Genomic DNA, 19,884 nt, shown 5'->3' with positions numbered 1-19,884 from the left:
ACTATAATAAAGATTAAGTCAGCAGAGTATATAGGGGGAAATGTCTTGTTTAATCTGGTCAAACAGTGGTTCTGGTACGATTGGCTCGTCCTCCTGTTTCGGATTTGTTTTTCTACTTCTTTTTTGGTCACCATGTGTTATCTTTCGGAGGATTTTACGATTCCGTTCTGGATCGCGTTTGTTTGGGGCGTGGTCTCTTTTTCTGTGCCTTGGTTTTGTTTGCAGCTGCACTACAAGTATTATCTGATGGCGGAGATCCTCTTTTCGGGTGGACTTTGCTTATATTTGGCTGCTTTGTTTCCTGAATCGTACGTAACTTTTCTGCCTATCGCTTTTATGATTGCCAGCAATAGTGCAGAGAAGTCCTATCGTTGGACAGCTCCGATCACGGTCATTTTGATTCCAATTATGTTATCTAGATTGTCACAACAAATGGATGCTGTATCAATGATTTTTAACATGGGTTTAGTGTATACGCTTGGGTTCGCTTTTCATTTACTAGTGGTGAATCACAAGCAGGGTAGAATTATTAAGGAGCAAAATGCTGTTTTAGAGCAGTATATCTCGCAAGTTGAACGTATGACACTTCTGGAAGAACGAGATCGTTTATCCAAAGATCTGCATGATACGGTGGGGCATTCTTATACTTCAATTATTATGGGGCTAGAGACTTTACGTTCGGAGGTGAACACCTCTGAAGGAGAGCACAAAATAGATGCCTTGTTAAAGCTAACCCGCAATGGCTTGGATGATGTTCGGCGATATTTGCACCATGTGGGCGCTTCGGAGGATGCAATGACGCTTATGCAGTCCCTACAGAAATTAGTGGATGACTTCCAGACCTTCTCCAAGGTTAAGATTCGCTTAAGAACATTCGGAGAGCCGTATACAGTATCTAAGCAGGCCCAAATGGCACTATACAGATGTTTGCAGGAGTCGATAACCAACGCTGCACGTCATGGTCACGCCACTGAAATTGTCATCAGCTTACATTATGAAGAGAAGTTGATTCGGCTGGATGTGCAGGATAATGGATTAGGCACTGAAGATTTAAAAGCAGGATTTGGTGTCAATGCGATGAAGGAGCGTGCCTCCAACTTGCAAGGACAGGTGTATTTCTACTCTAAGCCAGGGGAAGGAACCTTAGTGACCTGCAGTTTACCAAGGCTTGAAGAGATACAGGAGGAAACGGTTCGTTTATTGCTGGTGGATGATCAACCCTATATCCGCGATAGTCTGCGAATTATTCTAGAGCAGGAGCCGGATTTTGCGATTATTGGGTTAGCTGAGAATGGTGAACAAGCAATAAGCCTCTGCGAGCAGGAACAACCTCACGTGGTGCTGATGGACTTAAATATGCCAGGCATGGACGGTGCAGAAGCGACTAAGCTTATTAAGCAAAAGTGGCCAGGGGTACGAGTGTTGATCCTGACTACTTTTCAAGAAGCAGATATGGCAGTCGAGGCACTGCAAAATGGGGCAGATGGTTACTTGTTAAAGTCTACCGAGCCGCAGGAGCTGTTCGAAGGAATACGTCTCGTACATCGGGGCGTAAAGATGATTACACCCGATATTACGAATGTATTAATTGATCACTATGAGATGCATCCAGCTTCAGAGGCGCCGCCGACGGAGAAGAATAATGAATATGGGCTGACCTCGCGTGAGCTGGAGATTCTAGAATGCCTCTCGAAGGGAATGCGTTATAAATCTATTGCCGCTAAACTATATCTGTCCGATGGAACGGTGAGAAATTACGCGTCCACCATCTATGCTAAGCTCGGGGTACGAAACCGTGAGGAGGCAGTCGAGAAGGCTTTTGGCATTTCGGATTAACGCTGACTAAATCTAAATCAGTTAAAATTGAGAAACACCTTATTGTTTGCTTTCCCTTGTGGGAGTGGGCAGTAGGGTGTTTTTTTTGTCATATGACATTATGGCACTGGTCGATTTTACACCAAAAGCACTAGCATAAGAGTTGCTTAGATATGAACAATTTTTTATTGCAGAGAGGGAGAGAAAAGCATGAATCAAATGATACGGAAACATGTGAGAAATTTCTGTTTCTTATTAATTACTTTTGCCACAGGGCTATTTTACTTTTGTTTTTATTTGGTGGGCATTACCTTTGGAGTTGCGATGTCCTTCACCTTAGTGGGGATTCCGATCCTCTATTATGTTTTGCGTTCTACCGAGACTTTTTTACAGTATGAGCGAATTCGAACTAAAGTCTATACGGATATCTCCGTTCGCACGCTACCAACCCGATCTCACGAAGAAGGCAGCTTGTGGGAAAAGGTGAAGATGGAGTTGCAGGATAATCATAACTGGAGAGCGATTATAGGGTTGATGTTGCAACTTGGCATCGGCATGGTCAGTCTCATTTGTGCCACTCTTTTTTACTTGACCCCTATTATTCTCCTGTTGTCACCTATCCTGTATTTATTAGATGTATCCTCTATAACGCTATTTGGGATTGAAAATAAAACATTCAACATCTCACTTTTCTTCATGTTGTTAGGTGCAGTGTCTCTATGGATAGGTGCTTATCTCGGAAACAGTCTGGTAAAGATGATCGGCAGGTATACGCGGCGTTTAGTGAAGGATTTTGCTAGAAGATAAACTCAAACAGGAAAGAAGGAAAAATGATGATAACCTCAGTTCCATTTATAAAATTATTCTCACAATCCCTTTGGATGATGTGGGAGAACATATTTGCTGTCATCACCAAATTTCGTAGTCAGTCCGTGCGTAGATACGGGATATGTAAATTGGTAGTGTTGAAATATCACGGAGAAATTTTGGTCTGCCAAGATGGGCAACGGATACTTCCTGGAGATTGGGTGGGTGAGCTTCATTTGGACAATCGCCAGATCGTGCAGCTGACACGGACGCTTGGTGCAGATCGGGCCGGAATTCGTACGGCACGCATGCTTCGCGAGGCTATGAAGGAGATCAGTCGTGATCTAGACAGCAATCCGGAACTAAGCAAAGTAAATGCGCTAACCGGGATTACGCTGCTTCACCGGGGGATTATTCATGGAATAGGTTTTGAGCAGCGCCCCATCAAGTCCAAATGGCAGCGGCACTGGTTCGGGATATACCTTCGTTTCTTACTGCGCATGCTGCATCCGGAAGGGAAACATCGTGTAGAGGACAGCACAGAGAAGTTATCTCCCATGATGCTTGTGCTTAGTAAGCAGTCCTTGAAAGCGCGGTTTGCCCCGCGTAAGACAGAGGCGGCTTCCTAATGTGGGCCTTCATAATTTTAGCAGTGGATGTGATTGTTCTTTATATGATCGTTCCTTTTGCACTTACCCGAATATTGGGATGGGGGGTTCACTCGGACGTAGGTGCAGAGAAGGAAATTGCCTTTACGTTCGATGACGGTCCGGATCCTTGTTATACACCTGAACTTCTAGATCTATTAAAAGAGCATGGCATAAAGGCGACCTTCTTCGTATTAGGCAAAAAGGCAAAGCAATATCCGGAATTGATCGAGCGTATGCACAGAGAAGGACACCAAATCGGCATTCATAATTATACTCATACACCCAACTGGATCCACTTCCCCTGGACCAATAGACGGAAGCAAGTAGATCGCACAGCAGACATTGTTGAGCGAATTACAGGAGAGCGGCCTATCTTTTACCGCCCACCTTGGGGGCTTCTTAATTTAGGGGATTTCTTTTTGCTAAGAGAATCTTATCGAATCGTATTGTGGTCTGTCATGGTCGGAGATTGGAAAGCTTCACTGAGTGCAGAACAATTAAAGGATGCCTTAATAAAAAAAATAAAACCAGGCTCAATCATTGTTCTACACGACAGCGGAGATACACCGTGGGCAGATGAAGAAGCGCCCTTGAATATGATCACTGGATTAGAAGAAGTCTTAAAAGAAATGGATAAAAAGGGTCTGAAGTGTCTTCGGATGGATGAACTGCTGAACAAGGAAGTTAGTCATAGTAGAGAAGCTAGATCCAGAGTCAAACATCGGGGGCAGATTGATCTGTAGCTATTGAAATTTCTCAATCATTTTTTATATGGCAAGGGCTATGGTAACATTTAGAGTAAAGCGGTCCGTACCTATATAAATTGTTGAGAAAAGGATGGGGTAGCATGTTGAATGCTTCTTACTGGTTAACCAATATAAGATTAGAACAAGGTTATGTTATTGAGGATGGGCAAGTAGCGGGTACGAATACGAAGATTTGTCATCTCCGCATTGACGGGGATAAGATATCAGAAGTTGTTGGAGCAGACATAGAGCTTCAGAGCCAGCTCCCGAAATATGACTGTAAAGAGTTGTTGATGTTGCCTTCTTTCGAAGAAGCACATATCCATTTAGATAAAACGTATTACGGTGGACCATGGAGAGCGGTAAAGCCTGCGTCCAGTGTTTTCGAACGGATTGAGGAAGAGAAGGTATTATTGCCTAAGCTGCTGCCCATGGCGAGACAACAAGCAGAGAGCATCCTGACGCTTATTCAGGGGTTTGGTGCCACACATGTGCGTAGCCATTGCAATATTGAGCCTGTCAGCGGTTTGCAGCGATTAGAGGCAACTGTACAAGCATTAAATACATTCGCGGGCACAATTTCAGCTGAAATTGTGGCGTTTCCCCAGCATGGCCTGCTGCGCTCGGATTCTGTGCAACTGGTAAAACAATCTCTGGCAGAGGGGGCAACCTTTGTAGGCGGAGTAGATCCTTATACGGTGGATGGAGATATCGAGAAGTCACTTCAGACGATGGTGGAACTAGCAGTGATGAGTAATGCCGGCATTGATATTCATTTACATGATGGAAAAGAAGCGGGAAAGAAAACACTGACGCGGTTAGCTGATCTGACGGAAGAAGCTGGCTTGCAAGGAAAGGTCACGGTCAGTCATGCGTTCTGGTTCGCAGGAGCTCAGCAGCAAGAGGCAGAAGAGGTAGCTAAACGGATGGCATCACTGGGTATGACTATTGCATCCACAGTGCCTATTGGAAGAATGATGATGCCACTTCCGATGCTGCATAGCCAAGGGGTAAAAGTGAAGCTGGCAACAGATAGCCTTACCGATCACTGGTCCCCTTTTGGTAATGGAGATCAATTGGAAAAGGCAGGACGTTACGCGGAGTTGTACGGCTGCAACGATGAATTGGCATTATCTCAATCCCTCGGATTTATAACAGGAGGATTAACACCCCTTGATCCAAAAGGCGAGCAGGTATGGCCAAAGGTTGGCGACACTGCTAGCTTTGTGCTGTTGCATGCCAGCTGTTCGGCAGAAGCAGTAGCCCGAAGAGCGCAGCGCCAAGCTGTCTGGTACGAAGGCCGTCTGGTGAGTGGTTCGATAACAAATAGAGACCTGTGAGGCAGATGATATGCTCCTCTCTAACTATCTGCATCAGTATAAATCGGCGATCCTCTCACTCCCGAAGGGTACAGTGCTAACTAAAGAGGATCTGCAGGTGGATAAGCTTCTAATGGAGCGTAATGGCAAGGTGGAAATGTATTATGCCCCCCATAATGAATACATTAATCCTTCTGCTAAGATGATCATTATAGGGTTAACGCCCGGGTTCACACAAATGGGCATAGCGATACAAGAAGCGATCATAGGTCTGGAAGCTGGTTTATCAGATGAAGAGGTATGTAGGACAGCGAAGGAAGCGGCGAGATTCGCAGGCTCCATGCGGAACACGTTAATTCATATGTTAGATACACTTAAACTGCATCAACACTTGAACCTAACCTCTTGTGAAGAACTATTTCAGCAGCAGCAGACGATCCTGCACACCAGCTCTTTATTGCGTTTTCCTGTGTTCGTGGATAAGAAAAATTATAGTGGGACCCAGCCCAAGCTACTTTCAAATTCATTCCTCAGGGCGCAGGCATTATCTTCCTTGCGTGAGGAGCTGAACATACTGAGCCGGGCCTTAATTATTCCCTTAGGAAAAACAGTGGAAAGTATACTTCAACTCCTTGTGTCCGCAGGTGAGCTAGATAAACAACGCTGCTTATGGGGATTTCCCCACCCCTCGGGCGCCAACGGACATCGATATAAGCAGTTCGCCAGCCATCAAGAACAGATGATGAAGATACTGCATAATCATTCATGGAAGGGCTGATTCAAGCTCACAATCAGATAATTTACATGAAGTCGAAAAAATAACGAATGACATGAAAAAAGACCGGTGAAGTGTAGGTCAAGCTATCGATCCGGCTTAAATGGCTTTGCTTCAAAGCCACGAATTTATCGCCATCGCCGATTAGCAGATCCCGCTTTAACACGGAAACCGTTAAACTGCCAAAGAAGCCGCTCAAGCTGACCAACATGCCTGACAGTAACCCGAAGATTGGGTTGAGCGGCGTCAGGTAGGGATAGATTAGATAGGAAACTCCTGTCGTGATGACAAATGCGAAAGCGAAACCCTCCCAAGTCAAATACGGATTGGCGGTGGGAACTATTTTACGCTTCCCTACATAAAGTGATGCCAGATAGTGGACCACATCATTGAGCTGCGTTAGCACTACTAGAAAAAGTACAAGCCCGGCTCCATACTCCGGTGTAGCAAATTGAAAGTAGGCCAAGTGACTAAGCCCGAATACCATCAGCATTAGCCCCCATTGCGTGGAGCTGACACTACGCATAAAACCAACCGTGCCTTTATTAATCATTCTGGGCAGTGGTAGGAGCAAGAATACATAAACTGGGATGAAGACAATAAACATTCCGTACCACTCGATATAAATCCAGTAGAACTGTAACGGAATGGATAAGTACGCCCACAGAAATAGCCTGCGGTCGGATTTTCGTGATTTCATCATGGAGAAATACTCCTTCAGTGCAAAGAAGCAGAGCACCATGAGAGAAAGAAGAGAGACGACGGGATTAAATAGGGTAGCTAGGCAAAAGATAAAAAGCATTCCCCACCACGTCTTGATGCGAAAGCCAATGCCCGTATAATCTTTATTTGGCTGTAGCTTCCCTATAACTACATACATCAAGTGAATGGCCGATAGGGCCGCAAAGATAAGAATTATAGTTAATAAAGAGCGGTCGATAACTGATCACCAACTTGTCCTAGAGTAGATTCCATTAATGGGTTCATATGTTATTATGAAGGAAACGTTCAAACTTGATAAGGGGAAAATTGTAAATGGCAGCAGATCCATCGGTCTTTATATTACTGACGAATACCGGGACGCTTTTTACGAAGCTCATTCAAGGCTATACAAAAGCACCCTATAATCATGCCTCGATCTCCTTTAATCGAGAGCTTTCCGAGCTGTATAGCTTTGGCAGGAAGCATCCGAGCAACCCCCTGAATGGAGGGTTTGTGAAGGAGGATATTAAGACAGGTACGTTCAGCAAATATCCAAATACAACATGTGTCCTATATGAACTTCAAGTTACAGCCCGCGAAGTGGAGAAAATGGAGCGGGTCTTGCAAGTCTTTATCCGAAGCCGTCAAAAGTATCTCTATAATATTCTCGGCGTAATTGGCATTGCCCTGAAGGAGCCTGTCGAATTCAGCAACTCTTATTTTTGTTCGCAATTTGTAGCGGAAATTCTAGAGCGGTCGGGTATTAAGTTATGGAATAAGCTGCCTGCACTCGTTACTCCGGATGATTTTCGCCAAAGTGATCGGCTGAGATTGGTTTACCAAGGTAAATTAAGTGAATATGAACCTGAGCGCCTAGGAGGAGACGAAGGATGAATAGCAAAGAAATATTTTCTAATCGGGTAGATTCGTATGTGAAATATCGGCCGAGCTATCCTGGAGAAGCCATTAATTATTTGTACAATACTATTGGGCTCCAACCCAATTGTGATATTGCTGATATTGGTGCAGGAACAGGAATATTCTCAGCATTACTTCTGGAGCGCGGGAGTTGTGTGACTGCCGTTGAACCCAATCCGGAAATGCGTAGAGCTGCGGAAGAGAAGTTCGCAAAGGATAACCATTTCTCTGTATCGCCGGGGTCTGCTGAACATACAGAATTATCTGACCAGTCGATGGACTTTATCGTATGCGCCCAAGCGTTTCACTGGTTTGACAGGGACGCAACGCAATTGGAATTCAAGCGGATTCTAAAACCTGGCGGAAAAGTGGTTCTGATATGGAATTCCCGACTCACTTACGGTACCCCATTTCTGGAGGAATATGAGCAGCTGCTGCAGACCTTCGGGACGAACTACACTCAAGTTAATCATAAGAACATTACCCCTGAGATCCTTAGTTCCTTTTTCAAAAAAGGACAGATGCAAGTAGCGCATTTTAGCAATCAGCAGGTGTTTGATTTGGAGGGCTTAAGCGGGCGGCTTCGATCGTCTTCCTACACTCCGGTCCCCGGAGATCCAAGCTATGAGAATATGATGACTGAGCTGCGGAATATATTTGAACGAAATAACCAGAGTGGGCAAGTGTTTTTTGATTATAAGACCGAAATTTATTGGGGCGAAGTGTAAAATAAATAAAAAGACTCAAACCTTAGTGATAACAGGGTTTGAGTCTTTTTTATTTGTAGTTATGAAAGATGTACGTAAAACGTGGTGGACTCGCCGACGAAACTTTTGGCATAAATTTTTCCTTTATGCTGTTCAACAATGGATTTGGCAATCGCCAGTCCTAGGCCATATCCCCCTTGTTTACGCGCCCGGGAGGCATTTGTACGGTAGAATCGGTCAAAGATGCTCGCTAAGTGCTCCGGTGCAATGCCCTCCCCCGTATTAGTGACTGCTAACACCATGTCATTATGCTGTTTTTTAAGGGATAAGGTGACTGAGCCTTTAGGGTTCGAATATTTTACAGCATTGTCCAAGAGGATCATAATCACTTGTTTGATCTGTTCACTATTGCCTAGCACTGTCAGATCAGGCTCGATGTCATATTCAAGGGAGATATGCTTCTCAAAGATTACAGCTTCCATCGTTAAAATGATATTTTCAACCACGTCGCTCAGATTGAATTTCGAATAAATCATTCTCGATCTGGAATCGTCCATCTCGGTCAGGTACAGCAGATCATTGGTCAGGCTGGTCATTCTCTCTGTTTCCGATTTGATATAGTGCAGCCACTTGGACTGATTGTGAATGGTGTCATCACTGTTGGACAGGAGAACATCCGCATTGGTGTTAATAATGGTCAACGGCGTCTTTAACTCATGGGAAGCATCCGCAATAAATTGTTTCTGTTTCTCAAAAGCCTCCTTTACCGGCGCAATTGAACGATTAGCAAAAAAGCGGCTAGCGAAGTACAAGATAATCAGCATCACCGAACCAACTACAGAGAAGGTATAGATTAAATTGGTGAGGATTTTTTGCTCTGCAGTGATGTCCAGAAATACAAGCATCGCCCCATCACTCGTATGCTGGATGTTGAAGATCCATTTGCTGCTATCCAAGGTGAACCTTCCGGTATCTTTACCGGCACTTAGCGCTTCTTGCAGAGCCGTATTATAAAATTCATCGTCCATAGTAAATTTGGAATCTTTCCCTATGAGGTTCGACGCTGTATCTATCTTCAGCATAAATGAGACTGACCGTTCAGGAGGTGGAGTCCCGTTATCCATACGTTTATTATCAGCATGGGGTAACTGGGAACTTCCCTTAGTTGAGCCCATTCGTCCTGTATCACCACCGGGAGACTTGTAGTTTTCCATGATTCTGTGAAGATCCATCTGAATATTGTTTTGGACATCTTGGTACGTAATTACATAAATCGAGATGAAGGCCACCAGCATGATCACCGAGATAGTGACTAAGTTAACAATAAGAAACCGATTTCTGAGCTTCGTGAACATTAGGTCGTCACCTCTAATACATACCCTACGTTTCTGATCGTACTAATACGTACGGTCGAATTTAAGAAGGTCAGTTTTTTTCTCAAAAAAGAAATATACACCTCTACATTATTGTGCTCAGCATCAGAATCGAAGCCCCACAGCTTCTCAATAATTTGTTCTTTGGAGGTTACGGCTTGTTTCCTCAAGATAAGAAGCTCCAATAGTTCACATTCCTTTAGATTGAGCTTGATCTCTTTGCCACCCACGGTAAGCTTCAGATTGGATGTATTCAGTTCAATATCCCCGAACTTTAAAGCATCATCCGGTATCACCTCGCCTTTACGTCTTAGTACAGCCCTTATTCTTGCCAATAAGATCTCTGAGGAAAAAGGTTTGGCGATATAATCGTCAGCCCCATAGTCCAGCCCAGTGACCATATCTGTAATCTCACCCTTTGCAGTAAGCAGGATAACGGGAGTGGGTATCCCCTTTTTTCGCAGCATCTTGAGGACGCTAACCCCATCCATCTCAGGCAGCATAATGTCGAGCAGCAGCAAATCATAGATTCCACTCAGTGCATAATCCAGACCCGACCTGCCGTCATGGACTGCATCCACCGAATAATTATGTTTTTTTAATATTTGAGTTAAGGCTTCAGCGAGATGAAGCTCGTCTTCTACTATTAATATTCTCATGGTTTTGCCATCCCCTACATAGAACCAGTATTTGTTATTGAGGTCATTATATCAGTATTACCTTTATTGAACCTTAATGAAGAGAGACAACAGCGGCCGGAAGTCCAACATACACCGCAGTTACGATGTACACCTGTGTTAAGGGAATGTAAAAGATAATCAATAATTTGTAAAACCATTTAAGATTCATTAAAGGTTTGGGATCTAAGATACATTCATAAGCACACGAGACAACGATAAACAGAAAGGATTGATCACATATGGCGATTGAGGTATTCAACCGTTATGAGAACAAATATTTGTTGGACAACGAAGCCTACTATAAATTTTATAACCAATTGCTTGAATACATGGAACTGGACGATTTCAACAAGCAACATGAGTTTTACTCCATAACCAACTTATATTATGACACGGAGCACAACACCCTGATTCGTAACAGTCTTGCGAAGCCCAAGTACAAAGAGAAGCTTCGTTTAAGAGCTTACGGTGTTCCAAATCAAGATACGAAGGTGTATCTGGAAATCAAGAAGAAGGTATTTGGTCTTGTTAATAAAAGAAGAACGTCGCTTAAATTAAACGAGGCTTATGATTTTGTCGCCACCGGTATGGAACCGGAATTCAAGGATTACATGAATAAACAGGTGATTGAAGAGATCAAATATTTTCTGACACGCTATGATTTGCAGCCCAAGGTGTATCTGTCTTATGACCGAAAAGCGTTGTTCTGTAAAAACAATCGCGATCTAAGAATTACATTCGATACAAATATTCGCAGCCGCCGGTACGATCTGAAGATGGAGCAGGGTGTTCATGGCGAACCCTTGCTGGAGCCGGGGCAGTGGCTTATGGAAGTAAAGGCTGAGAACACGATTCCGGTCTGGCTGGCCAGAATGCTCTCAGAGCATCAAATGTACCGTACAAGCTTCTCTAAGTACGGCAACGAATATAAAAAAATGCTGAAGAACAGTAAAACAGAACGGGAGAGTGCCCTCTATGCTTGATTCATTATTTACCGTAGCAACTAGTACAGAGTTAACGTTTACCAACGCACTGCTAACTATTTTTATAGCTATTGTTCTTGGCGGAATCATTAGCTACACCTATATGAAGACGAATGCCAGCGGCTATTCGCAAAGCTTCACACTGACGATGGTACTGCTGCCCGTAATTGTGGCAATCATCATTTTGCTTATCGGCAGTAATGTTGCCAGAGCTTTCAGTCTTGCCGGGGCGTTCTCCATCATTCGCTTTAGAAGTGCGCCGGGCGATCCGAAGGATATCACATTTGTTTTGTTCACCATGGCTTCTGGACTTGCCTGCGGAGTGGGTTCCTTTGGATATGCAGTTTTGTTCACCCTTATCCTATGTGCCCTTATGTTTATCCTTAACCGGACTAACTTTGGCGTAAGAACAACGTCGCAAAAAACATTAAAGGTAACCATCCCGGAGAGTCTGGGATATGAGGAAGCCTTCGCTGAAGTATTCAATAAATATAATGTTGGGTACGAGCTTAAAAAGATTAGAACAACTGAGCTTGGCAGTTTATATGAGCTGGTCTACGCTGTAACGCTGGGTGAGGCTGTGAACCAGAAGGAATTTTTGGATGCGATTCGTACCCGGAACGGTAATTTAGACCTCTCGCTGACCATGACTCCAACTGTTAATGACTATTAAGATAACGAAAGGATGGATGAAAAATGGATAAATATATAACCGGAAGTAAAGTAGGAATCTTGCTATTGTGTGCATTACTTATGTCGGCTTGCAGCACCAATTCCACAACAACACAGTCTGAAGCGGCGGGTACAGCAGCAGCCTCGGGAACAACGATAACTCAGAACGGGGCTGCCACGGGAGTACAACTGGCAAGCGCCAAATTGTCCGATCTGGTGACGTTCGATGAAGAGGATTCTAATACAACTTGGACGGCTGACCAATCGACGGAAATTGCTTTGGCTGGAACAAGTGCGCTTGTTGACGGCACCGGGGCCGAGTCTAAGGATGGCTCAGTGACAATTACTGCAGCAGGAACTTATGTGCTGTCTGGTAAGCTGAGTGATGGACAGATTGTAGTTAATAATCAGGATGAAGGTAGTGTGCACTTGGTACTGAACGGTGTGAACATCACGAACAGCGATAGTGCTGCAATTGATATTAAAGAAGCGGGCAAAGTAATCATTACCTTGGAAGACGGGACGGAGAACTCCGTATCTGATGGAGCAACTTACGTGTATGCCGATGAAACTACAGATGAACCAAGTGCGGCTATCTTCAGTAAAGCGGATTTAACGATTAATGGTACCGGGAAGCTGTCTGTTTCCGCTAACTATAATGACGGAATTACGAGCAAGGACGATCTGAAAATTATGGGTGGCACTATTGAAATTAAGGCTGCCGATGACGGGATTGTAGGTAAAGATCTTGTCGCTGTACAAGACGGAAATATCAGCATAACGGCAGAAGGCGATGGTATGAAATCAACCAACGATACTGAGACGGACAAAGGCTTCATAGCAATAGCAGCAGGAACATTTGATATTACGGCTGGTAATGATGGAATTCAAGCTGAGACTTCACTTGTAATAGATGGCGGAACATACACCTTAGTTACGGGTGGGGGCAACGAGAAGGGTGAAGTGAAAACAGGTGATCAAGGGCAAGGTATGGGCATGAGAGGTGGCCGAGGTCAGGGAACAGGGGATCAAGCACCAGGAACAACAGGAACCTCAATACCTGAAACAAAACCAGAGACGATGCCAGAAACAAAACCGGAGGTACCAACAACGGAAGCACCAACAACGACAACAACGGCAACAACTACAGAATCGGAAACACCAAGTACTAAAGGATTGAAGGCTGGAGGAGATATTAGCTTAAACAACGGAACCTTTACCATCGATTCTGCTGATGATGCAGTGCACAGCAACAGTAACATTGCTATAGCTGATGGAGAATTCAACATCAAAACTGGCGACGATGGAATCCATGCGGATGCCTTGGTGGCGATATCTGGTGGCAAAATTGATATTACGAAGAGCTACGAAGGGATTGAAGGAGCAAACATCGAGATTTCCGGTGGCGAGGCTCATGTGGTTGCTTCTGATGATGGAGTGAATGTAGCAGGAGGTAACGATGAGGCGACTGTAGGCGGCGGCCCTCAGGAGCAGGATCAATTCAGCGATTCTGCTAGCAATATGCTAACGATTAGTGGAGGAACACTAACGGTGGATGCTTCAGGTGACGGGCTGGATTCGAACGGCTCCATCACAATGTCGGGTGGCACGGTTATTGTCAATGGACCTACCAATAGCGGTAACGGTGCACTTGATTTCGACGGTAGCTTTGAACAGAGTGGAGGAATTTTGGTGGCTGCGGGAAGTTCGGGCATGGCACAAGCACCGTCTGACACCTCTAGCCAACATGCAGTGAGCATGACTTTCCCTCAGACCCAGGAGGCTGGAACCTTGGTTCATCTAGAGGACAGCGAAGGCAACACAATCCTGACCTTTGCTCCTTCGAAGAGCTATCAAACGGTGGTGATTAGTTCACCGGATCTGAAGGACGGAGGTTCTTACACCCTCTACTCGGGAGGTACCTCGACTGGTAGTGAAGCGAACGGACTGTATACGGATGGTGAATACACAGGAGGAACAAAAGTAGTAGCGTTCGAAATTACCAGCAGCGTAACTTGGCTAAATGAATCAGGAGTAACAACCGCAAACACTAATCAAGGTCCAGGTGGCGGTGGTGGAAACAGAAGACCTTAGTTTATAAATTGCATATCAAAAGCCACTCCAGCATTATTTTGGAGTGGCTTTTGATAGTTTGAGGTAAATCAGTCGCCGTTAACAGGGATGGAATTCTGTTTAATCGGTTGATTTGAAGTATTGATGATCACATTATGTGAATTAAAAGACAGAATCTCAATCAGCTGCTCTGCCATATGGTTAGCTGTATATTTAAATCCGCCTTTTACCCATTCTATGATTAATCCAAATAGAGCATAGGCGGTATAACTGGAAAACAATTCGATATTAACATTGGTATTAGTGTTATTAACTGCGACTAAGTCCCGCTTGGTGAGCTCCTTTAAGAGGTCGCAAATCCTATTTTGGAACCCTGGCAGAACATTGGAATTTATAATGATGGTATAAAAATTAGAGTAAGAGACCACATGTTCAAAAATCTTGATGCTCGAGGTGGTCAGCTCACTAACTATAAATTTATCGGTATGAAGATAGGGTTCTTTATAAGCCTTAATTAAATCCTCCAACACATCATCAATTAGCTCATTCAGAAGTTCTTCTTTGGTTTGATAATGTTTATAGAAGGTTCCGCGGTTTAAATCGGCAAGGGTAACGATATCGGTTATCGTAATGGTGCGGAAATTCTTTTTTTCCATGATTAATATCAATGCGTTTTTAAGCTCTTTACGCGATTTGCTAGTTCTCCGATTATTTTTAAGCAACAGAAGACCACCTAACTGTCTATTTTCTAATCCTATTTGAACAGAATCCTGCATTATATATATTTATGAACATTTGGTGTCCCATTTGTATATTGATAGTTAAATTTTAGAGGATTAAACTTGAGTAGTATAAATTTTAAGCGTTAAAGAGATTTTATATATTGATATTTACATTATAGATAAACGTAAAGGAGACTTCCAACATGAAACTTCAAGACAGAGTTGCAGTGGTTACCGGGGCGGCATCAGGTATGGGGAAATCTATCGCAGAGTTGTACGCTAAAGAAGGGGCGAAAGTGATTGTAGCCGATCTTAATCTCGAAGGTGCAGAACAAGTAGCTGCAGGGATCAACAGTAATGGTGGAGTAGCTAAGGCACTGAAAGTAAATGTTGCCCTAGTTGAAGATATCGATAGCATGATTGATACCGCAGTAAAAGAATACGGAACACTAGATATTCTTGTTAATAACGCCGGTATTATGGATGGGTTTGAGCCAGTTGGCGACATTAGCGACGAGAAATGGGATCTTATCTTTGATATCAATACCAAAAGTGTAATGCGGTCCACTCGTAAAGCAATGCCTATTTTTCTGGAAAAAGGAAAAGGGGTTATCGTTAATACCGCTTCTACAGGTGGCGTAAGTGGTGCCCATGCGGGAGCAACTTATACTGCCTCTAAACATGCTGTAGTAGGCTTGACGAAAAATACAGCTTTTATGTATGCCAACAAAGGGATTCGTTGTAATGCTATCGCACCGGGAGCTACTGCCACAAACATCAGTGCTTCAATGAAAAATATAAATGAATTCGGCGTGAGCCGTACACAATTAACACAGGCTGTGATCCCTCGTGTAGGTACACCTGAAGAAATCGCACAAGTTGCGTTATTCCTGGCTTCGGATGATTCCAGTTTTGTGAACGGAGCTATCATCGCTGCTGATGCGGGTTGGACTTCTGCATTCTAAATGTTGGTTGTCTACCTCTGCCTCAACAATTTATCCACGGAGTCTTAGGGACCCAGATGACGTTATTCGCAAATTTTCAGTCTTTTGAGAAGGGATTCGGACTCCAGAGACGCTATTTCATATAAATCGGCCCATATTTGGTGTTTTCGCGCCAATAGCTGCAGTGGAGTCCGATAGCAATTCAAATATGGAATAATGGCGCATTTAAGGTCTGCTGGGTCCGCCAACCAATTTTTTCGGGCAAAATGTTATCGGATTAAACGAAGGAGTGCCCCAGCACGCTACCATTATGCCAAATGATGACCCAAACGGGATGTTACATAAAACTCCGCTAGAGATTAATCTAGCGGAGTTTTTTATACGCTTGATATTTCCAGGGGAACCCTGCAAAATAGAGAGAATGCTAACTATAGAGGAGTTATATGAAATGAACGATGTTATGGTGCGGAATCATGTAAAAGTCATTGGAGCAGGAGAAAAAACTATCCTTTTTGCGCATGGATTTGGGTGTGATCAAAGCATGTGGCAGTTTATTACGCCATCATTTGAGAAAAAGTATCGAATCGTTCTATTTGATTATGTAGGCTCAGGCCATTCAGATTTAAGCGCATATACATCGGATAAATATCATACTCTCCATGGTTATGTACAGGATGTACTAGATGTCATCGAAACATTTGAACTCAAGGATATTATTTTTATAGGCCATTCTATTAGCTCTATGATCGGTTTGCTTGCTTCAATCGAGCGGCCGGATTATTTTGATAAAATGATTATGATCGGACCTTCCCCACGTTATTTAAATGAGGGAGATGCTTATTTCGGGGGCTTTGAAAAAAGTGATATTACTGAGCTTCTGGATATGATGGAGATGAATTTCGCGGGCTGGGCTAGCTTTATGGCTCCACTTGCGATGAATAACCCTGACCCAATGTTGACTAAACAGCTGGAACGAAGTTTTATTTCGGCCGACCCTATTATCGCTAGAGAATTTGCGGAAGTTACATTTTTTTCGGATCATAGAGAAGATCTGCCTAAAGCGACAGTGCCTACACTCATATTGCAATGCTCGGATGATAGTATCGTTCCTATAGAAGTAGGAGAATATTTACATAGACACTTGAATAATAGTACGTTCCGGTTAATGGAGGCCAAGGGCCATTATCCGCATATTAGCCATCCACAGGAGACCATTACTTTGATTAATGAGTATCTTAGGTGAGATGGAGAAGATTATGGTGTTGAAAGGATATTTAGACAATGGATGACCGGTTAAAATATGCGCCGTGCGGATATGTTTCCATTACCCATGAAGGAATGATCCTCAATGTGAATCAAACCTTTTTGGATGGGATGGGATATCAGCAGGTTGATTTGGTAAATAAACATTTTGAATCTATCATGTCTACGGCGAACAAGCTTATTTTTCATTCATACTTCTATCCTTTTATCAATCTGAATGGACATGTAGAAGAGCTATTTATCAATTTGAAGGACAGCAAGGGACAAGCCGTCCCTTACTTGTTAAATGGTAGACGCCTCGAGTGTGAAGGTGTAGAGGTCATTGATTGTATTCTCGTACAGATGGGCAAACGTATTGATTATGAGCTAGAGTTACGATCTGCGAAGAAGCAAATAGAAGAGGCCTATTGGGAAAAAGATCAGGCACTGGCAAAGCTCAAACAAATCCACCTTGAAATCGAGCAAAAGCAAGCTGAATTGCTGGAGATGAATGCCGTTTTAGTAGAGCTATCTACTACAGACAAGCTTACTGGATTAAAGAATAGAAGGTTCCTGCAAGAAAAGCTGGAAGAGCAGATTGCAGCGTATCACCGTGATCAGGCGCCTTTTTCATTATGTATTTTAGATATTGATCACTTTAAAAATGTGAATGATACCTACGGTCATCAGATGGGTGATTATGTCCTGGAGAAATTGGCGAGTATCCTGAAATCCCAATCTCGTAAAGAAGATATCGTAGCTAGGTATGGTGGTGAGGAGTTTATCCTTCTGCTGCCTAATATAGATTCATCGGATGCCAAGGCTATAGCGGACAATTTGCGGCAATTCATTGCCAGCTCCACTTGGGAGATTGGCAGGGTTACGGTAAGCGTCGGCATAGCTACTTTTGAAGCAACCGATACAGACATCACTCTTCTGGAAAAAGCTGACCATGCGCTTTACGCTTCGAAAGAACAGGGGAGAAATCGCGTTACGCATATTATGGATTTGAGTGAAAAGCTTCTTTAATCGGAGGCTTTTTTGTTATTTATAAACGATACATCCTCTTTGCTCTAATTGCTCTAATAATTCTGTTCTTCTTAAGCTGTGATTCCATCTTAAATCCAGTTTCTCTAATCGTCCAAGTTGTAGAATCGAATCCGGGATTTCTTGCAGATGATTATCTCTTAAATCAAGCTCAACAAGGCTGCTTAATTGACCTATTTCCTCAGGAAGCTGATTAAGTTTATTTTTTCTAAGGTTCAGTCTTCTTAACTTGCTTAAATTACCGATAGATGAAGGCAGCTTAGTGATTCGATTATCACTTAAATCAAGTATCCGAAGTTCTTCTATAGCACCCAAATGTTCTGGTAACATGACCAGTTGATTACCATAGAGATGGATCTCTCTTAGCCCTTTTATTTGTGTGATCGAATCAGGTAAACATTCTAGCTGATTATAATAAAGCCGCAATTCAATCAGACTGCTCATTTCGCCTATACGGGCAGGCAATTGCTTGAGATGATTATCTGTTACGTTCAGATACTTAAGTTTCTGGAGAATACAGAGCTGCTCCGGCAGCTGTTCGAACTGATTATTGCTTAGGTATAGAAAAGAATCCAACCCCTGCAATCCGCCAATGCTCTCCGGCAACACCTTCAGCCGATTATGGCCTAAATCCAGCATTCTTAGGTGAACTAAGCGACCGATGTTCTCGGATAACTGTTCGATTTCATTGCCCGCATAATTAAGTACCTCTAATTCGTCATGAAGGAAGAGCTGATCGGGAATCTCTTTAATATGATTGTTGTACATGCTCAGTTCTAGTAGCGGATTGCTCTCAAACACGACATCTGGCGTTTCAATAAGTCCTTTTCCGTCAAAATTATATTTCATGAATGGATCTCCTTTGTAATTTGTATTGGCATCAAGCCTATGTGACAACGTTACGATAGAATATAACAGGATGATGATTTATTATCAGTATGTTGGCATACAAAACTATGGAATCTGTTAGAAAGGAATAATGAGATGGAAGCTTCTTTTTGGACTGGCACTCGCTTTTTTCAAGGTTTACCCTCGGAGAAGATCGAGGCGGTCTCAGGATTATTCACTTATAAGGCATATTCTAAGGGGACCCTGGTGTTTGCAGAATCAGATCCGGGGGATTATGCCTACATTATCTATTCGGGGATTATAAGGGTGTACGCTACCACGAAAGGGAAAGAGCATACCGTAGATCTTTTTGGAAAAGGCGATTTCTTTGGCGATCTGGAAGTGATCCATCCCTCCAATATAAGAGTGCTGTCTGCGGTGGCTATGAATGATACTGTATTATTTGAGATTAAACATGAGCTTTTTAAGCAGATGCTTGCCGATTACCCGTTGATTAAGGAGCAATTGATGCTGCTGCAAATGGACCGTTTATTTTTATCGAATCGGTTATTACATGAAATGAAATTTCATGATGCGAGAGCGCGTGCGATATTTACGCTGAGAAGACTATACCAAAGATTTGGAGTAGAGGAGCAAGGCAAACAGAGGATTGATCTTCGATTGACCCATCAGCAGTTCGCGGATATGATCGGAACGTTAAGGGAGACGGCTACCCTTGTGCTTAAAGATCTGCAAGAGCAAAAGATTATTGAGATTCAACATCAGCAGATCACCGTGTTAGACGCGACATATTTACTGGAGTATACGGATTTCGATTGAGAAGAGCCGTTCCGGGATCTTTTTCAGAGAATCGATTATTA

General features: G+C 43.3%; 20 protein-coding genes. 15 read left to right on the top strand and 5 right to left on the bottom strand.

Features of this window, described 5'->3' with window-relative positions; genetic code table 11:
- Positions 1–45: 45 nt before the first annotated feature.
- The 6 genes from NSQ50_RS30260 to NSQ50_RS30235 all read left to right on the top strand — a co-directional run bounded on the left by NSQ50_RS30260 (position 46) and on the right by NSQ50_RS30235 (position 6,115).
- Positions 46–1,836, top strand: a complete 1,791-nt coding sequence (locus NSQ50_RS30260; RefSeq protein ID WP_038573848.1) for a helix-turn-helix transcriptional regulator — start codon at positions 46–48, stop codon at positions 1,834–1,836.
- A 189-nt stretch (positions 1,837–2,025) separates the two neighbouring features.
- The gene (locus tag NSQ50_RS30255; protein WP_036682302.1) at positions 2,026–2,622 is read left to right on the top strand and encodes a sensor domain-containing protein; all 597 of its coding nucleotides are present in this window, start codon (positions 2,026–2,028) and stop codon (positions 2,620–2,622) included.
- A gap of 23 nt (positions 2,623–2,645) precedes the next feature.
- Positions 2,646–3,251, top strand: a complete 606-nt coding sequence (locus tag NSQ50_RS30250; protein ID WP_038573845.1) for a YkoP family protein — start codon at positions 2,646–2,648, stop codon at positions 3,249–3,251.
- The gene (locus NSQ50_RS30245; protein ID WP_052097389.1) at positions 3,251–4,015 is read left to right on the top strand and encodes a polysaccharide deacetylase family protein; all 765 of its coding nucleotides are present in this window, start codon (positions 3,251–3,253) and stop codon (positions 4,013–4,015) included. Before NSQ50_RS30250 ends, NSQ50_RS30245 begins: the two co-directional genes overlap by 1 nt.
- Before the next feature lie 104 nt (positions 4,016–4,119).
- Entirely contained in the window at positions 4,120–5,358 is a 1,239-nt protein-coding gene (locus NSQ50_RS30240; RefSeq protein WP_036682298.1) for an amidohydrolase, read from the top strand.
- Positions 5,359–5,455: 97 nt separating this feature from the next.
- Positions 5,456–6,115 carry a uracil-DNA glycosylase family protein gene (locus tag NSQ50_RS30235; RefSeq protein WP_235219470.1) on the top strand — a complete coding sequence of 220 codons (660 nt, stop codon included), beginning with the start codon at positions 5,456–5,458 and terminating at the stop codon, positions 6,113–6,115.
- A gap of 22 nt (positions 6,116–6,137) precedes the next feature.
- Here NSQ50_RS30235 and NSQ50_RS30230 read toward each other — a convergent pair whose 3' ends face one another.
- Positions 6,138–7,052 carry a phosphatidate cytidylyltransferase gene (locus NSQ50_RS30230; protein WP_036682294.1) on the bottom strand — a complete coding sequence of 305 codons (915 nt, stop codon included), beginning with the start codon at positions 7,050–7,052 and terminating at the stop codon, positions 6,138–6,140.
- 95 nt (positions 7,053–7,147) lie between these two features.
- Here NSQ50_RS30230 and NSQ50_RS30225 point away from each other — a divergent pair, with 95 nt between their 5' ends.
- Both NSQ50_RS30225 and NSQ50_RS30220 read left to right on the top strand, forming a co-directional pair.
- A complete protein-coding gene (locus NSQ50_RS30225; protein ID WP_036682293.1) occupies positions 7,148–7,708 on the top strand; it encodes a hypothetical protein in 561 nt (186 codons plus the stop codon).
- Positions 7,705–8,460: a class I SAM-dependent methyltransferase gene (locus tag NSQ50_RS30220; protein WP_076140608.1), complete on the top strand. Its 756-nt coding sequence runs from the start codon at positions 7,705–7,707 to the stop codon at positions 8,458–8,460. The genes NSQ50_RS30225 and NSQ50_RS30220 overlap by 4 nt, the downstream gene beginning before the upstream one ends.
- Positions 8,461–8,519: 59 nt before the next feature.
- Here NSQ50_RS30220 and NSQ50_RS30215 read toward each other — a convergent pair whose 3' ends face one another.
- Positions 8,520–9,794: a sensor histidine kinase gene (locus NSQ50_RS30215; protein WP_036682290.1), complete on the bottom strand. Its 1,275-nt coding sequence runs from the start codon at positions 9,792–9,794 to the stop codon at positions 8,520–8,522.
- Positions 9,794–10,471, bottom strand: coding sequence for a response regulator transcription factor (locus NSQ50_RS30210; RefSeq protein WP_036682288.1), 678 nt, complete (start codon positions 10,469–10,471; stop codon positions 9,794–9,796). Before NSQ50_RS30210 ends, NSQ50_RS30215 begins: the two co-directional genes overlap by 1 nt.
- 260 nt (positions 10,472–10,731) lie before the next feature.
- Between NSQ50_RS30210 and NSQ50_RS30205 the strand changes: the two genes are divergently transcribed.
- From NSQ50_RS30205 to NSQ50_RS30195, 3 genes are read left to right on the top strand one after another with little or no spacing between them, the layout of a single operon-like run.
- On the top strand, positions 10,732–11,475 hold the full coding sequence (locus tag NSQ50_RS30205; protein ID WP_036682286.1) for a polyphosphate polymerase domain-containing protein: 744 nt from the start codon (positions 10,732–10,734) through the stop codon (positions 11,473–11,475).
- Entirely contained in the window at positions 11,468–12,148 is a 681-nt protein-coding gene (locus NSQ50_RS30200) for a DUF4956 domain-containing protein (protein ID WP_036682284.1), read from the top strand. The genes NSQ50_RS30205 and NSQ50_RS30200 overlap by 8 nt, the downstream gene beginning before the upstream one ends.
- A 23-nt stretch (positions 12,149–12,171) precedes the next feature.
- A complete protein-coding gene (locus NSQ50_RS30195) occupies positions 12,172–14,241 on the top strand; it encodes a carbohydrate-binding domain-containing protein (RefSeq protein ID WP_038573842.1) in 2,070 nt (689 codons plus the stop codon).
- Between the two features lie 68 nt (positions 14,242–14,309).
- On the opposite strand, the gene NSQ50_RS30190 is transcribed toward NSQ50_RS30195, so the two are convergent.
- Positions 14,310–14,876, bottom strand: coding sequence for a TetR/AcrR family transcriptional regulator (locus tag NSQ50_RS30190; RefSeq protein WP_063829811.1), 567 nt, complete (start codon positions 14,874–14,876; stop codon positions 14,310–14,312).
- Positions 14,877–15,145: 269 nt separating this feature from the next.
- Between NSQ50_RS30190 and NSQ50_RS30185 the strand changes: the two genes are divergently transcribed.
- From NSQ50_RS30185 to NSQ50_RS30175, 3 genes are all read left to right on the top strand, one after another.
- Positions 15,146–15,907 (top strand): SDR family oxidoreductase, encoded by a 762-nt coding sequence (locus tag NSQ50_RS30185; RefSeq protein WP_036682280.1) that lies wholly within the window; start codon positions 15,146–15,148, stop codon positions 15,905–15,907.
- Between the two features lie 427 nt (positions 15,908–16,334).
- Positions 16,335–17,129: an alpha/beta fold hydrolase gene (locus NSQ50_RS30180; protein ID WP_036682278.1), complete on the top strand. Its 795-nt coding sequence runs from the start codon at positions 16,335–16,337 to the stop codon at positions 17,127–17,129.
- Positions 17,130–17,167: 38 nt separating this feature from the next.
- The gene (locus tag NSQ50_RS30175) at positions 17,168–18,157 is read left to right on the top strand and encodes a sensor domain-containing diguanylate cyclase (RefSeq protein WP_036682276.1); all 990 of its coding nucleotides are present in this window, start codon (positions 17,168–17,170) and stop codon (positions 18,155–18,157) included.
- A 15-nt stretch (positions 18,158–18,172) separates the two neighbouring features.
- Here NSQ50_RS30175 and NSQ50_RS30170 read toward each other — a convergent pair whose 3' ends face one another.
- On the bottom strand, positions 18,173–19,024 hold the full coding sequence (locus NSQ50_RS30170) for a leucine-rich repeat domain-containing protein (RefSeq protein WP_076222392.1): 852 nt from the start codon (positions 19,022–19,024) through the stop codon (positions 18,173–18,175).
- Between the two features lie 135 nt (positions 19,025–19,159).
- Here NSQ50_RS30170 and NSQ50_RS30165 point away from each other — a divergent pair, with 135 nt between their 5' ends.
- Positions 19,160–19,843: a Crp/Fnr family transcriptional regulator gene (locus tag NSQ50_RS30165; RefSeq protein WP_076140610.1), complete on the top strand. Its 684-nt coding sequence runs from the start codon at positions 19,160–19,162 to the stop codon at positions 19,841–19,843.
- The last annotated feature ends 41 nt before the right edge of the window (positions 19,844–19,884 follow it).

It is taken from the genome of Paenibacillus sp. FSL R10-2788 (genome assembly GCF_038003885.1).
Classification (GTDB): Bacteria; Bacillota; Bacilli; order Paenibacillales; family Paenibacillaceae; genus Paenibacillus_AQ; species Paenibacillus_AQ odorifer.
The sequence above is the reverse complement of the archived record's forward strand: the minus strand, read 5'-3'. Positions and strand labels throughout refer to the sequence as shown.

What these genes read in the sequence shown, in the direction of transcription:
- NSQ50_RS30195 (WP_038573842.1), top strand. Translation starts at nt 12,172, where the DNA reads ATGGATAAATATATAACCGGAAGTAAAGTAGGAATCTTGCTATTGTGT.
- NSQ50_RS30225 (WP_036682293.1), top strand. Translation starts at nt 7,148, where the DNA reads ATGGCAGCAGATCCATCGGTCTTTATATTACTGACGAATACCGGGACG.
- NSQ50_RS30210 (WP_036682288.1), bottom strand. Translation starts at nt 10,471, where the DNA reads ATGAGAATATTAATAGTAGAAGACGAGCTTCATCTCGCTGAAGCCTTA.
- NSQ50_RS30205 (WP_036682286.1), top strand. Translation starts at nt 10,732, where the DNA reads ATGGCGATTGAGGTATTCAACCGTTATGAGAACAAATATTTGTTGGAC.
- NSQ50_RS30240 (WP_036682298.1), top strand. Translation starts at nt 4,120, where the DNA reads ATGTTGAATGCTTCTTACTGGTTAACCAATATAAGATTAGAACAAGGT.
- NSQ50_RS30180 (WP_036682278.1), top strand. Translation starts at nt 16,335, where the DNA reads ATGAACGATGTTATGGTGCGGAATCATGTAAAAGTCATTGGAGCAGGA.
- NSQ50_RS30175 (WP_036682276.1), top strand. Translation starts at nt 17,168, where the DNA reads ATGGATGACCGGTTAAAATATGCGCCGTGCGGATATGTTTCCATTACC.
- NSQ50_RS30255 (WP_036682302.1), top strand. Translation starts at nt 2,026, where the DNA reads ATGAATCAAATGATACGGAAACATGTGAGAAATTTCTGTTTCTTATTA.
- NSQ50_RS30165 (WP_076140610.1), top strand. Translation starts at nt 19,160, where the DNA reads ATGGAAGCTTCTTTTTGGACTGGCACTCGCTTTTTTCAAGGTTTACCC.
- NSQ50_RS30170 (WP_076222392.1), bottom strand. Translation starts at nt 19,024, where the DNA reads ATGAAATATAATTTTGACGGAAAAGGACTTATTGAAACGCCAGATGTC.
- NSQ50_RS30215 (WP_036682290.1), bottom strand. Translation starts at nt 9,794, where the DNA reads ATGTTCACGAAGCTCAGAAATCGGTTTCTTATTGTTAACTTAGTCACT.
- NSQ50_RS30245 (WP_052097389.1), top strand. Translation starts at nt 3,251, where the DNA reads ATGTGGGCCTTCATAATTTTAGCAGTGGATGTGATTGTTCTTTATATG.
- NSQ50_RS30250 (WP_038573845.1), top strand. Translation starts at nt 2,646, where the DNA reads ATGATGATAACCTCAGTTCCATTTATAAAATTATTCTCACAATCCCTT.
- NSQ50_RS30185 (WP_036682280.1), top strand. Translation starts at nt 15,146, where the DNA reads ATGAAACTTCAAGACAGAGTTGCAGTGGTTACCGGGGCGGCATCAGGT.
- NSQ50_RS30220 (WP_076140608.1), top strand. Translation starts at nt 7,705, where the DNA reads ATGAATAGCAAAGAAATATTTTCTAATCGGGTAGATTCGTATGTGAAA.
- NSQ50_RS30200 (WP_036682284.1), top strand. Translation starts at nt 11,468, where the DNA reads ATGCTTGATTCATTATTTACCGTAGCAACTAGTACAGAGTTAACGTTT.
- NSQ50_RS30190 (WP_063829811.1), bottom strand. Translation starts at nt 14,876, where the DNA reads ATGGAAAAAAAGAATTTCCGCACCATTACGATAACCGATATCGTTACC.